The 13415-nt window shown below is 57.3% G+C and carries 11 protein-coding genes; 6 read left to right on the forward strand and 5 right to left on the reverse strand.

The features are described from left to right. Positions 1-69: 69 nt before the first annotated feature. The 4 genes from Q7U39_06965 to lnt all read right to left on the reverse strand — a co-directional run bounded on the left by Q7U39_06965 (position 70) and on the right by lnt (position 5743). Positions 70-1347 carry a lipoprotein-releasing ABC transporter permease subunit gene (locus Q7U39_06965; protein ID MDO9117679.1) on the reverse strand — a complete coding sequence of 426 codons (1278 nt, stop codon included), beginning with the start codon at positions 1345-1347 and terminating at the stop codon, positions 70-72. 6 nt (positions 1348-1353) lie between these two features. Beyond that, positions 1354-2835, reverse strand: a complete 1482-nt coding sequence (lysS, locus tag Q7U39_06970) for a lysine--tRNA ligase (protein MDO9117680.1) — start codon at positions 2833-2835, stop codon at positions 1354-1356. Positions 2836-2852: 17 nt separating this feature from the next. Then, positions 2853-3993, reverse strand: a protein-coding gene (gene prfB / locus Q7U39_06975) for a peptide chain release factor 2 (GenBank protein ID MDO9117681.1) whose coding sequence is annotated in 2 segments (ribosomal slippage) — positions 2853-3923 and positions 3925-3993 — 1140 coding nt in all. Because the reading frame shifts where the segments join, the coding sequence is not laid out codon by codon here. Positions 3994-4123: 130 nt separating this feature from the next. Beyond that, positions 4124-5743 carry an apolipoprotein N-acyltransferase gene (gene lnt, locus Q7U39_06980; GenBank protein ID MDO9117682.1) on the reverse strand — a complete coding sequence of 540 codons (1620 nt, stop codon included), beginning with the start codon at positions 5741-5743 and terminating at the stop codon, positions 4124-4126. 91 nt (positions 5744-5834) lie between these two features. Here lnt and Q7U39_06985 point away from each other — a divergent pair, with 91 nt between their 5' ends. Continuing rightward, on the forward strand, positions 5835-6200 hold the full coding sequence (locus Q7U39_06985) for an exosortase system-associated protein, TIGR04073 family (protein ID MDO9117683.1): 366 nt from the start codon (positions 5835-5837) through the stop codon (positions 6198-6200). A gap of 26 nt (positions 6201-6226) precedes the next feature. After that, the gene (locus Q7U39_06990; protein MDO9117684.1) at positions 6227-6475 is read left to right on the forward strand and encodes a hypothetical protein; all 249 of its coding nucleotides are present in this window, start codon (positions 6227-6229) and stop codon (positions 6473-6475) included. A 147-nt stretch (positions 6476-6622) separates the two neighbouring features. Here the strand turns inward: Q7U39_06990 and Q7U39_06995 are convergent, their stop codons facing one another. Continuing rightward, complete coding sequence (locus tag Q7U39_06995; GenBank protein MDO9117685.1) at positions 6623-7129, reverse strand: pyridoxamine 5'-phosphate oxidase family protein; 507 nt, start codon at positions 7127-7129, stop codon at positions 6623-6625. 163 nt (positions 7130-7292) lie between these two features. Here Q7U39_06995 and Q7U39_07000 point away from each other — a divergent pair, with 163 nt between their 5' ends. The 4 genes from Q7U39_07000 (at position 7293) to Q7U39_07015 (ending at position 13343) form a co-directional block, all read left to right on the forward strand. After that, entirely contained in the window at positions 7293-7469 is a 177-nt protein-coding gene (locus Q7U39_07000; GenBank protein ID MDO9117686.1) for a hypothetical protein, read from the forward strand. A gap of 1066 nt (positions 7470-8535) precedes the next feature. Beyond that, a complete protein-coding gene (locus Q7U39_07005) occupies positions 8536-10566 on the forward strand; it encodes a DNA topoisomerase VI subunit B (GenBank protein MDO9117687.1) in 2031 nt (676 codons plus the stop codon). 4 nt (positions 10567-10570) lie between these two features. Continuing rightward, on the forward strand, positions 10571-11674 hold the full coding sequence (locus Q7U39_07010; protein ID MDO9117688.1) for a DNA topoisomerase IV subunit A: 1104 nt from the start codon (positions 10571-10573) through the stop codon (positions 11672-11674). Positions 11675-11780: 106 nt separating this feature from the next. Then, positions 11781-13343: a DEAD/DEAH box helicase family protein gene (locus tag Q7U39_07015; GenBank protein ID MDO9117689.1), complete on the forward strand. Its 1563-nt coding sequence runs from the start codon at positions 11781-11783 to the stop codon at positions 13341-13343. The last annotated feature ends 72 nt before the right edge of the window (positions 13344-13415 follow it).

Genomic DNA, 13415 nt, shown 5'->3' on the forward strand with positions numbered 1-13415 from the left:
ACGATTTGTGGAGGTCCGTTATACGGATCATCGGATAGTTCTCGCCGGTCAGTGGTGTAGGAGTCGTACTCATTCGTATCGCAGGGCCGCGACTGGTTCAAGCTTGGCCGCCTGGAGAGATGGGTAGACGGTCGCGGCAAAGCTGATGAGGATGGCGGAGCCGGCCACAAGGAGCACATCGAGCGCCTGGACGTGGACGGGAATTCTGGAAATGTAATAGACGGTCGGGTCGAACGCCCAAAAGGTCTGGATCAGCCAGAGGAAGGCGTAGCCAAGGGGAATCCCGATGGCCGTGCCGCTGAAGCCGATGATGAGACCGTTCAGCATAAAGATGCGCCGGATGCTCTTCCTGGTTGCCCCCATGGCTTTCAGAATTGCGATCTCTTTTTGCTTTTCCGTCACGATCATTGTGAGGGTACTGACGATATTGAACGAGGCGACGATGGTGATCAGGACCAGCAGGAGAAACATCATCGTCTTCTCCAGCTTCAGCGCTGAAAAGAGATTGCGGTTCATCTGCATCCAATCTCTCGCGCCGTAGACAAATCCCAATGAGCCTTCGATGTTGTGAGCGATGTCGTTGGCTCGAAAGACGTCGGTGACTTTCACTTCGATGCCGGAGACGGTCGAGCCCATATTGAAGAACTTTTGGGCCTCGGCAAGGTCGATATAGGCCAGCGAGGAATCGTATTCGTACATGCCGGAATGAAAGAGGCCGACGACGGCAAAGGTGCGAATCTTCGGCACCATGCCCATGGCGCTGATCGGGCCGACGGGCGAGACCACGTTGACCGTGTCACCCACGAAAGCTCCAAGGCGCATAGCCAGCTCTTTGCCGAGGATGATGCCCGGTTTCTCCGTTTCGACGGCCGGACCGGTGGGGTCGTCGGCCGGCGGTTGCTTGATCTTCACGGGTTTGCTCAAGTCGGACAGTTCTCCGGTACCGAGATTCTTGGCGAGCTCGGTGACATGCCCTTCCCGCTGGGGGTCGATCCCGCGAAGCACGATACCCTGGACGCCGTTCGGCGTGGTGAGCAGGACCTGCTTCAGGACAAACGGTGTGGCGGCGACGACATCCTGGACGGCTTCAATCTGTTTCGTGGTCGGTTCGTAGTCGGACATGCCGTCTTTCATACGGTCCTGCACGATGATATGGGCCGTGGTCCCGAGAATCTTGGCCTGAATGTCCTCTTTGAAGCCGGTCATGATGCCGACGGTCCCGATCAGGGCGGCCACGCCGAGCGTAATCCCGGCGATCGACACGAACGTGTTCAGTGAGATCGTACGGTTCCGCCGCTTCGCGCGCAGATATCGAAGGCCGACAAAGATTTCATAGGGCATCGACATGGGTGGTTATTTCTCCGGCCGGAGTTGAGGAAACAGGACCACATCCCGGATCGAGGCCTGATTCGTGAACAGCATAATCAAGCGATCGATGCCGATGCCTTCGCCGGCGGTCGGCGGCATGCCGTATTCCAGGGCACGCAAGAAATCCTCATCGACAAGATGCGCTTCTTCATCGCCGGCTTCGCGCTGGGCCGCTTGGCCTTCGAATCGTTCCCGCTGATCGAGCGGATCGTTCAACTCGGAAAAGGCATTCGCGATTTCTCGTCCGGCGATATAGAGCTCAAAGCGGTCGGTGAGCGCGGGATTGGAATCTTTCCGCCGCGCAAGGGGGGAAATTTCGATCGGGTAGTCGGTGATGAACGTCGGTTGAATCAGATTCGGCTCGACCGTTTCTTCAAAAATCTCGTTCACAATATTAAAGAGCGTGGCCTTGGGATCGACCTGGATGCCGAGTGATTTCGCGGCTGCAGCGGCCTTGTCGCGATCTTGCAGGACCGATGCATCCAGTTTGTTCACTTCCAGAATGGACTGGTGGTAGGACCAGCGCCGCCAGGGTGGAGTGAGGGTGATCTCTTTGCCCTGATAGTCGATCACGGTTTTTCCGAGCATCTGCTGGGCCAGGCTGGAGACCATGTCCTCTGTCAGAATGATCAAATCCTGATAGTCCGCATAGGAGACGTAGAACTCCAGCATCGTGAATTCGGGGTTGTGAATCGTGGAAATGCCTTCGTTGCGGAAATTGCGATTGATTTCAAAGACGCGGGGAAAGCCCCCCACGATGAGCCGCTTGAGGTACAACTCCGGTGCGATGCGCAAATAGAGGTCGATACCGAGGGCGTTGTGATGGGTCACAAAAGGCTTCGCGGCCGCGCCGCCGGGGATCGGGTGCATCATCGGGGTTTCGACTTCCAGGAATCCGCGTTCGATCAGGTATGACCTGATGCCCGCAATGATCCGGCTTCGGATGGCGAAAATGCCGTGGACGTCGGGATTCGCGATCAGATCGACGTAGCGCTGCCGGTAGCGCGTTTCGACGTCGGTGAGTCCGTGCCATTTTTCCGGTAACGGGCGCAGGGCCTTGCTCAAGAAGGTCAGCTCTCGAACCTCCACGGTGAATTCATTGGTCTTGGTGCGGAAGAGGATGCCGCTGACGCCGATCCAATCGCCCAGGTCGAGCTGTTCCGTCACCATATAAGATTGTTCGGTGAGGAGATCTTTCTTGAGATAGACCTGTAAGCGGTCTGCGCCGTCCTGTATGACTGCAAACCCGGCTTTCCCGAACCGGCGCAAGGCGACTACGCGGCCGGCGAAGGTGCAGCCGATTTTCTCCTCTTCCAGGCCTTCCTTTGACTTTTCGGAATGCAGCTTGATGAGCTGTTCGGCGCGGTCTTTGACTTCGAATCGAGTGCCGTAGGGAGCCACGCCGCCTGCGCGCAGCTGATCGAGCTTCTTGATGCGTTGCTGTCGTTGTTCGTTCAATTCATCCATGGTCGTTCCGTGTCCCGTTAGTCCTCATCCGTTCCAGCCGTGGTCGGGGCGAGGAGCGCTCCGGCCATCTTCTTCTTCAGATACGCTTCAATAAACGTGTCCAGATCGCCGTCCATGACCGCCGCGACGTTTCCGGTTTCATGGGCCGTCCGGTGGTCTTTGACCATTTGGTAGGGCTGGAACACATAGGACCGGATCTGACTGCCCCAGCCGATCTCTTTCTTCTCGCCGACGATGGCGTTGAATTCCGCCTCTTTCTTTTTCTGTTCCACTTCGAACAGACGGGCTTTCAGAATCTTCATCGCGCCATTGCGGTTCTGGAGCTGCGATCGCTCGTTCTGGCATTGCACCACGATGTTGGTGGGGATGTGCGTGATCCGGATCGCCGTTTCAACTTTGTTCACATTCTGGCCGCCGGCGCCGCCGGCTCGAAAGGTATCGATTCTGAGCTCTTTGTCGTCGATGACGACATCGATGTCCTCGTTGAGTTCCGGATAGACGAAGACCGAGGCAAAGGAAGTATGGCGTCGCTTGTTCGCGTCGAAGGGGGAGATTCGGACCAGGCGATGCACGCCGGCTTCAGCCTTCAAGTACCCGTACGCATAGGGGCCCGTCACCGAGATGGTCACGCTCTTGATGCCCGCTTCGTCGCCGTGGAGCAGGTCCAATGTTTCCACCTTGAACTTTTTGGTCTCAGCCCATCGGACATACATGCGCAGGAGCATCTGCGCCCAGTCCTGCGACTCCGTGCCCCCGGCACCGGGATGAATGGCCATGATCGCATTGTTCGAATCCAGTTCTCCTGAGAGGAGCATTTCCACGCGAAGCGTGGCCAGCGTGGTTTCAAGCCGGTGAAGCTCCGTCGTCAGCTCCTGTTCAAGGGAAGGATCCTGGCCTTCTTCCGCCAGTTCGAGCAAGGCCTGAAGGTCGCCAAGTTTCGTCTCGATCTCACGCCATTGGATGAGTTCGCGCTCCAGCGTGACTTTTTTCCTGCTGGTCGCTGCGGCTGATTTGGTGTCGTTCCAGAACGTCGGGACGCCCATCTTGGCTTCGAGCTCTTCGAGCTCGGCGGTCATGCGAGCGAGGTCAAAGATGCCCCCGTAGTTCCGAGACCTGGGCTCCGACCGTCTGCACGCGACTCCGCACCTCTTCTAACATGCAAGTATCCTTTCGAATTACACTGGAGTGATAGCGGTCGTGCCATAGGCTGACTCGTTAGGCCGGAGCAGACTGATCAGGCACAAACGCGCACAGCGTACCACACGGCAGCAGGCAAGCACAGGCCTGCTTATACCGGAGTGATAGCGGTCGTGCCGTGAACCGGCTCTTTCGGCCGGAGAAGACTGATCAGGCACAACAGCGCGCAGATTACCACACAGCCGTAGGCAAACACATCCCCGTGCCGACTGTAGAATGTCCGCGGTTGCCAGACCGGAATCGTCGCCCGAACCGATTCCTCTGAAAAGAGTCCGGTCGCGTGCAGGATCCGCCCGTAGGGATCGATGGCGCCGGTGATTCCGGTATTGGCGGAGCGGGCAAAGGCGAGATGGTTTTCTACCGAGCGGAAGACGACCATGGAAAAATGCTGCGCGGGTGCCGAGGAGTTTCCGAACCATCCGTCGTTCGTAATGGTCACCAGAAATTCAGCGCCGTTGACCGCGAGCTGCCGGACCAGATCCGGAAAAATCACCTCATAGCAGATGGCCACGCCGAACTTCAGGGGGCGGGAGGGAACGGACGTCCCGTCCTCTCGGATCGTTGCTTTGGGAGTCAGCGACAACGTTGTTCCGCCTGGACCAGCCTCAAAGTCGCCGATGCCTTCGACCAGCTTGTCGAGGAAAAATAGCACCGATGACTTCAGCGGAATGTATTCTCCGAACGGGACTAAGTGGTGTTTGTCGTATCGCCCGAGAATCGTCCCGTCGGCCGACAGGAGATAGGCGCTGTTTAACAGGTAGGGACGGCGATCCGGATAAAAGCGGAGCGCCGGACTGCCGAACAGGATCGGGGCTTTGGCCCGGTCGGCCAGGGCCATGAGTTGGAGCTGATAGTCTTTCTCCCGTTCGAATATGAATGGCGTGGCGGCCTCCGGCCAGATGATGAGATCGGCGATGCTGCCGATCTGGTTGGTCAGACGATCGAATCGCTGCATAGTCTCGTCGCGAAACGCGATGTCCCACTTCACGGCCTGCTCAATGTTGGGCTGCACCAATCCCACGGTGATGGTGCCCTTAGGTGGCATGAGGCCGGGTCCGGTCAGGAGCGAATCTCCGTAGCCGTATGTCAGCACCATGAGCAGGGTGGTGATGGTGGTCAGTTCCCACGGGAGCTTCTTCGGATGAAATCCGCGAAAGAAGGGCATGAGCCAGAGGAACAGTTCGGCGAGCGTCAGGTTCACGAGGATAATCAGGAAGGAGAGGCCATAGACACCGAGATGGTCGGCGACCTGGATGAGTTCCAGCTCGCGATACTGTGAGTAGCCCAACAAGCTCCAGGGGAATCCGGAAAAGGCGTAGGTCCGGAGAAGTTCGAGTGAAACCCAGACACAGGGGGAGAAAAAGATTCCGTACCGTGGTAAGAATTCACGTAGCCAGACGACGCTCCAACTATAGATTCCGACGTAGAGTCCGAGATAGGCAGTGAGCAGGAGCAAGATGGCGTAGCTCACGGGAAGGGGGACCTTCCCATAGGTGGTCATCGCGGTGACGACCCAGGCCATAATTCCGGTGAATCCAATGGTCCCTGCCAGGCATCCAATCCAAAAGGCACGTCGTCTCGTAGACGAGTCTAGGGCGACATGGAGAGGAATCATGGCGATCCAAGCGAGGAGACCCAGATCAAATTTCGGGAAACACAGAGGAAGCAGGAGGCCACTTATGCAGGCAAGTATGAGCTGGCGCGCACGCATTCGATCCATCGTGCGGTACCATAACGAAAGCGATTTCGACTTGCAAGGAATCGATAGAAGGAGCAAGTTGCTGAATCGGAGAGGTGTGCAGATGTGGGTTCTGCTAACGGTGCTTGTTACCAGTCTGGCAGCGGATGCTCCGGCCCACGCAGATGAGTCTCATGCACTTGGCGACCGGATTTCAGGGAAGCTCATTCGTGGTATGGTGAATCTTTCGACCGGATGGATAGAGGTCCCGCGTCAGATTTATGAAGTCGGGACTCATGAGGGCTGGGTGCGCGGTTTGCTGCGAGGTCCTTTCGACGGAATCGGAATGTTTTTCGCTCGCACAGTAGCCGGTGCCGTGGAAACGGCGACCTTCCCGGTTCCGTTGCCGACCTATAAGCCCTTGTTGACACCGACCTATGCGTGGGAATCCGAGGATCCCTCCGACGTGATGGCGGCTGACAGCAAGTAGACACAGAACATATTCGAGGGGAATCTATGGACGAGTTGAAACAAACCCGCAGGATACGTATCACACCATTCACAAAACCGGCCGTCGCGCCAGTGGATGACTCTGCCATTTGGATGGGCGGAGAAGCTTCAGTGGGCACTCAGGCCAGACGGCATGTCCGCCAGACTGAACGGAATACACCGGGCCTCGCCCTCACGATTCTCGGCCTCACCTTCTTGGGTGGCCTGGCCTTGGGGACCGTCACGTCCAGACTCCTGCGCAAGACGCGGCCATAGTCCGAGCCCGCCTTCCTCTTTATCAGGCTGCTCAAAAAGGCTGTTCAGCATGGCTGCAGCGAGTGAAGAGGCGAAGGCGTACCCTTGTGGAACGTTGAGCCTCTGAACGAAGCGAGAACGCCGCTGGCAGAGTTATTCAGCAGCCTGCTATTTATTCCGCTCAGGTTGTTGGTGAATCCAGAGTTCGGGGGAGTGGGCTGTTGCCTGGTAGGCTTGGCCGAACCCCAGGACCAGATGGGCGTCGTGTAGCTGCAGTTCCCATAGCGAAAAATCTGCAAATCCAAAGGTCATGGCGGATTTTGGAAATCGGGCGAGATAGCGTGCTTTCATCTGTGCATAGGTGGGCGCGTCCGGTGCCAGGATTGCGGCCGTGCCCTGTAGATTGATTCTGCGCAAGGCCAACGGGTTTTTTCCAGGGTGATCAGGTTCGGAGAGGAAGAGCGACACCTGCGGGTCCTGAAGCAGATGCTGGGTGTGCAGGGCAAGCTGGCTCAAGTGTAAATACGCTCTCGTCCAATTCTCGCCGAGCACATAGGGCACATGCGAGCCAAATGGCTTTCCCTGTCTCATGGTGAGGAGCACACCTGTTCGCACCTCTTGTCCCAGCGTCGTCCAGGCTTCCCGTACCGCTCCATTCGTCATTGACTCAGCCATCAGCTATATCCTCTCGCACTCAAAGGTCGTTCGCGCAATAATAACCCTATCGGTATCAGGCCGTCATGTCTTGATGAAGGGCCTAGGAGTCATGGCTTATTGTGTTTGCGGATGTGGGAGCCGTGATGATCTGTAGGCCGATTATTGACCAGAGGAGTTGATCATGAAGAATGTTGAGATGGTGATGGAAGGAACGATCCTGACTATCAAGGTGGACATGTCGAAGGAGTTTGGTCCATCGGCATCAGGGAAGACCACGATCATAGCCTCTACGGAGGGCAACGTGACGATCCCGGGCCGTGAAGAAAAGGTCGGACTGAACGTCTATCGCAAGAAATAGCTGGTTGTTGATGTCTGAGCTGAACGAAAAACGAAGGAGAGGAAGAGTCCTCTCGGCGATCGGCGACAATTTCTGCCGAAAAACATGCAAATATTCATGAAATGCGACCGGTTTCTCCACAGTGAGACTGCTGTGCTGTGCATAAGTCGGTATTGGTTGGGCCTATTTGGCTCTAGACAAGATCGTTTTGGTCAGCGGGTCACTCCCGGATCAGGATCTGCCCAGGGATTGTGGAAAAGAAAAAGAATCATCCGTCAAGCCGCTAAATATAGTGGGTCGGCTGGTGAGAGCACAATGCCTATTTATTAGGCAATCTGCTCGCATGACTGTTGAGATCAGCCATTTCAACGACAGGATCTCACTCATGCACAGAGTTATCCACAGAAGCTGGGGAGTCCCTGCAGAGCATCGGCCTGAATCACGGTTTCGGTAGTGGAAGTGCTTGGTTTTTGAGGGGTCTGGCAGATTCATGCTCACGCAAGAAGAAGAGCAGCAACGTGTGAAATATTTTTTCTCTCGGAGTGAAAAATATTTTCCACGCTCGAATGAATTTATCACCCGTGCCTCTGTCGGCTCTTGCTATTCATGAAATGTGATTCTGGGTGGTATCTCTGTCGTGCTCACGGTGGATCGTTCGTGCGATCAGAGATTTCTCATGCTTCGAGATAGACTGACGGTCTCGTTTCGGCAAAATTCCTCGGCACAATGTTTTTTACGTGGAGCGAGAGAGCCCTTGACTCGCTCATACCGGGGGCCTACTCTAACCACGTGGGGGGAGTTAACGCCCCGGGGGAATATGGTTCATAAGGGGGTCGAGTGTGAGAGCGGTGTGCAGGACCAGCTTGTACTGGGAAGCCTAATGCTCTCCCGAGATCTCCGCCGTACCTACTAACTCCTCGGTAGGTGCGTGCTCCTCCCACCCTAAACTGTTTTGGCGGATGGTTGCCCTCCTGCGAATCTCCTCCTTGCCATCAGGTCGTGCTCGACCCTGCACGAGGGTTTTCTCGGCGGGGCAATCTGTGTACAATGCCGCCCACTTTTCCAATATGATGCTGTGAGAGGGTGAATGGCCATCGCGCGTTCCGTTTCGAAGTCCGTTTCTGCTGCCCAACCCGTTTCTGAATCAGCCGGCCCGAAGAAGGCTGCCGCCAAGCCGGTCCAACAGGTCACCGCAGCTGAGATGGGAGCGCGTCAGCGGGAAATTTCCGTTTCCGAATTTTTTACGAAGAACCGGCACCTGCTCGGGTTCGATAACCCGCGTAAGGCGTTATTGACCTGTGTGAAGGAAGCGGTCGATAACGCGCTCGATGCCTGTGAAGAAGCGGGGATTCTCCCGGAAGTGACCGTTCGGCTGGAAGTGGTATCGAACGGGGAGCCGGTCGCTCCCAGCCAGGCGTCCAGATTCCGCATCACGGTCACGGACAACGGGCCGGGCATTGTCCGTCAGCATATTCCGAGGATTTTTGCGAAGCTGCTCTATGGCTCAAAGTTTCATCGCATGCGGATGAGCCGGGGACAGCAAGGCATCGGGATTTCGGCGGCTGGCATGTACGGGCAGTTGACGACCGGAAAGCCGGTGAAGATTATTTCCCGTACGGGCCCGAAGGCAACGGCCCATTATTTTGAAGTGCAGATCGACACGAAGAAGAACGAGCCGCTCGTTCATGAAAATAAGCAGATTGAATGGAATCAGCCGCAAGGGACGCAAGTCGCGATCGAGGTCGAGGGGAAATATCAAAAGGGCCGAGCCTCCGTCGACGAATGGCTGGAGCAAACTTCCATCGCCAATCCCCATGTGCGGCTGATCTACTCTCCGCCGGAAGGCGAGACGAGAGACTATCCCCGAACGTACCACGAATTACCGCCGTCTCCACGGGAGATCAAGCCGCATCCGTACGGCATCGAATTCGGCATGTTGCTGAAAATGTTGCAGGATACCAAAGGCCACTCGGTCTCCGGTTTCCTCTCCGGCGATTTCTGCCGGGTCTCGCCGCAATTGGCGGACGAGATCTGCAAGGCTGCCAAGGTCTCTCCCAACATGAAGCCGCGAGATCTGAAGGGCCCGGCAGCGGAGATTCTCTATAGGACCATTCAAGACACCAAGATCATGGCGCCGCCGACGAATTGTATCTCTCCGATCGGCGAGCGGGCCATTCTCTCGGGGCTCTATAAGCAGATCAAAGGCGAGTTTTACACGGCGGTGAGCCGGCCGCCGGCGGTCTATCGGGGCAATCCCTTTATCATCGAAGCCGGGTTGGCCTTCGGCCATCGGCCGGAGGATCAGACCAAGCCGAAACAACCCACCATGCCGAAAGCGGAAGGGGAGGATGACGAGAGGGATTCGGAGCTTGCGCGCGTAATTCGGTACGCCAACCGGGTGCCGCTCCTCTATCAGCAGTCCGCCTGCTCGACTTTCAAGGCCGTCCTCAGCACGTCCTGGAAGAATTATGGTGTGACGCAGTCACGCGGCGCATTGCCGGGCGGACCGATGGTGATTTTTGTGCATATGGCCTCGGTGTGGGTGCCGTTCACGAGCGAATCCAAAGAAGCCATCGCCGACTACGATGAGATACAAAAGGAAATCACGCTGGCCTTGCGTGAGTGCGGTCGGCGGTTGGGGTTGTTCTTGCGGCGGCGTGAGCGCGCGGCCAGCGAGTATCGGCGACGCAATATTTTCGAACTCTATATTGAAGAAGTCGTGGAAGCCTGCAATCGCCTCAAAGGCGGCACGCTTGCCAAAGAGAAGTTGAAAGCCCAGCTCCAGAAAATCGCCACATCACGCACGGGAGGACTCAAGACGGATGAAGCATTGGGGAAAACCGGTGCCGGGCCGGAAGGCTTGCCCCATTCAATCATCGTGACTGCCGAAGGCGTGGAAGGCGAGGTCGAGTTGGCTACGCAGGTGCAGGCGTCTGTTGCGCCGGCGGCACCGGCAGCGACCCCGGTTCCGAATGCGGCCGAGCCGTTGCCAAAGAAACACAAGAGGGGTAAGGGGTCACAGACGGCCGTGCGTGCCGATACGGGGTCCATGAATAAGAAATCGAAGGGCTCATCGGCGAAGCCTGGAAAGCAATCCGCGCCTCGAGGGAAGAAGTAACCACATGGCGACCAAACAGAAAAAAACGACCGCCGTTGAGAAGAAGCTCATCAGCTTGGCGGATATTGTCATCGCGGCGGCTGACCGGTCGAAAGATCCGACGTTTGCGATTCCCATTCGGGCGCTGTCCAACGTGTCCTTCAATGAGCGCAAGGGTCTCATTGAGATGGGGAGTAAGAAGCAGACCCGGTCGTTCTTCAACGTCGGGATGGCCAAGAAGTTTATGCAGACGGTGCTCGTTGCCGATGCCCTTTCCGAACTCCAGCGGGCGGACCTCACCACGTCGCTTCGAGAAATCTACTACCGGACAAAACATACGATTCAAGATTCCCACGAGAACACCTTCGATACCCAGGATGAATCGGACCCGGTCATCGAAGATCTTGAAGTGTCGCTTGCGGCGTTACGGGAAGAGCTGCATGTGCGGGCGGAGAACAGCGGGAGCATCGTCGGGCCGGTCGTGTTTGGCGATGACGGCGATCGTGTGGACTGTGCCAAGCTCGGGAAAGGCGGGTATTCGGTCCCGTCGATCGTCGAGCCGGAGTATCTGGAGATCCGCCGCTGCACGGCCGACTTTCTACTGCTCGTCGAAAAGGGAACGCAGTGGAATCGCCTCTCGGAAGATAAGTTCTGGCGCCGGTATAATTGCGTCCTGCTGACCGGCAACGGTCAGCCGCCGCGCGGAGTCCGCCGGCTGGCGCGCCGGCTGCACGAAGAGCATAAGTTGCCGGTGTACGTGCTGGTCGATAACGATCCCTGGGGGTACTACATCTATTCAGTGATCAAACAGGGTTCGATCAATCTGGCCTTCGAAAGCCAGCGCATGGCCATTCCCAAAGCCAAGTTCATCGGGCTGTCGAGCGCCGACCCGGAACGGTACGAGCTGCCCCGGAATGTGGGCATCAAGCTGAACGAGAAGGACATCGCGCGGGCGAAAGAGCTGATGAACTACCAATGGTTCCAGAAGCCGGCCTGGCAAGCGGAGATCAAGCGCATGCTGGCCAGCGGGCTCAAGTACGAGCTGGACTCGCTCGCCAATAAAGATTTTCAATACCTGACCAAAAAGTATCTGCCGAGAAAGCTCAAAGAAAAAGATTGGATCGATTAGTCATCGCCCCCGGTCCACCGTACGACAATCAGGAACCAGCAGATCAGGGAACCCGCGCCTACGCCGCGGCTGCCGGCCTTCGTGCCGCCCCGGATTCAGAGACACGATGAAGACCCTACCTTCCTGGACGGCTCCGTTACGCGATTGGCAGCGCCGTGCGCTCGTCGCCGTCCAGACCCATCAGACGGCGGATTTTCTCGCTATGGCGACTCCGGCCGCCGGGAAAACCCGCTTTGCGCTGCGCGTCGCACACGAGTTTCTCGCCAAGGGGACCGCCCGTCGTGTCCTCGTCGTCTGTCCGACCAACCATCTGCGTACCCAGTGGTCGGAAGCCGCCGGGAAAATAGGCCTTCAGCTCGATCCAGGGCTGACGAACGATCAAGCCAGCGAAGCTGCCGATTATCACGGCGCGGTCGTAACCTATCAGCAAGTCAGTCTTGCTCCGGACATTTTTCAGCGTACATGTAAGAGTAAACCGACGCTCCTTATCCTGGATGAGTTGCACCATGCAGGAGATGGCAAGCACTGGGGGAAGGCGTTGCGCATGGCCTTCGATCCGGCGGTATTTCGGTTGATTCTTTCCGGCACGCCGTTTCGCTCCGACAATAACCCGATTCCGTTTATCCGCTACGAGCAGGGCGAGAGCCATGCGGACTTCGCGTACGGCTATACCGAGGCGATTAAAGACAGCGTGTGCCGTCCGATCGTCTTCCCCAGCTATGAAGGCGAATTGACCTGGCTCTCCGACGGTCGTGAGCACACGGCCACCTTCGAGGATGGACTGAAGTTCGATCTCCAACGTGAACGGTTGAAGACAGCGCTCTTGCAAGAGTCCTGGCTGGGTCCGGTCATTACCGACGCGCACAAGCAATTGACCCGACTCCGCAAGGAAGAGCAGGCCGATGCCGGCGGATTGATCGTCGCCATGGACCAGGATCACGCCCGTTGGGTCTCCGAGTTGATCGGGAAAATCACCGGAACGAAGGCGGTCGTGGCGGTGTCGGACGATCCGGGGGCATCACGGACCATCGCGTCCTTTTCCGATCATAAGACCCAAGCCTGGCTGGTCGCGGTGAACATGGTGAGCGAAGGGGTGGACATCCCCCGGTTACGGGTGGGCGTGTACGGGACCAACGTGTTGACGGAGATGTACTTCCGGCAGGTGGTCGGGCGATTCGTGCGCATGCAGGACGGCATGCCTACACCGCAACGGGCCTGGCTCTATTTGCCCAAAGATCCGATCCTGGTTCATTACGCTCGGCAAATCAGAGCGGAGCGCGACCATGTTCTGGAAGACATCATGCCCGCCGGACAACGGGACTTGTTCGGCCGGATCACTGTGTCCAGCACCAAAGAATACATGCCGTTGAATGCGGTGGCGAAGCTCGACTCGCTCATCGGAGAAGAAGACCCGCGAGGGGAGAGTGGAGGCACCATCGCGGGGGATATTGCCGTCTCATTGCACGAACAGAAGCTCGATCTGCGAGAAACGCATCGACTCCTGGTCGCGTCTGTGGCGAGAAAAACCGGCGTGGATCACCGACGGCTCAATGCCGAATTGATCGCGCGGACCGGAGGGCGCGTCGATCAGGCGACGACCGATCAGCTGCAAAAGCGCATTCAACTGTTGGAGCGATGGCAGGAAAAGGGGTATGACGGCAAGCGATGACGGAAGGAGAGTCGCTGACGGCACCTGAACAGCAGGGTTCCGATGCCGCCAGCAGCGGTCTGTGCGCGAGAA

It is taken from the genome of Nitrospira sp., from assembly GCA_030653545.1.
GTDB lineage: Bacteria > Nitrospirota > Nitrospiria > Nitrospirales > Nitrospiraceae > Nitrospira_D.

Coding starts and splice junctions, on each gene's coding strand:
- Q7U39_07005 (MDO9117687.1), top strand. CDS start 8,536: ATGGCCATCGCGCGTTCCGTTTCGAAGTCCGTTTCTGCTGCCCAACCC.
- Q7U39_06990 (MDO9117684.1), top strand. CDS start 6,227: ATGGACGAGTTGAAACAAACCCGCAGGATACGTATCACACCATTCACA.
- Q7U39_06985 (MDO9117683.1), top strand. CDS start 5,835: ATGTGGGTTCTGCTAACGGTGCTTGTTACCAGTCTGGCAGCGGATGCT.
- lnt (MDO9117682.1), bottom strand. CDS start 5,743: ATGCGTGCGCGCCAGCTCATACTTGCCTGCATAAGTGGCCTCCTGCTT.
- Q7U39_06995 (MDO9117685.1), bottom strand. CDS start 7,129: ATGGCTGAGTCAATGACGAATGGAGCGGTACGGGAAGCCTGGACGACG.
- Q7U39_06965 (MDO9117679.1), bottom strand. CDS start 1,347: ATGTCGATGCCCTATGAAATCTTTGTCGGCCTTCGATATCTGCGCGCG.
- Q7U39_07000 (MDO9117686.1), top strand. CDS start 7,293: ATGAAGAATGTTGAGATGGTGATGGAAGGAACGATCCTGACTATCAAG.
- Q7U39_07010 (MDO9117688.1), top strand. CDS start 10,571: ATGGCGACCAAACAGAAAAAAACGACCGCCGTTGAGAAGAAGCTCATC.
- Q7U39_07015 (MDO9117689.1), top strand. CDS start 11,781: ATGAAGACCCTACCTTCCTGGACGGCTCCGTTACGCGATTGGCAGCGC.
- lysS (MDO9117680.1), bottom strand. CDS start 2,835: ATGGATGAATTGAACGAACAACGACAGCAACGCATCAAGAAGCTCGAT.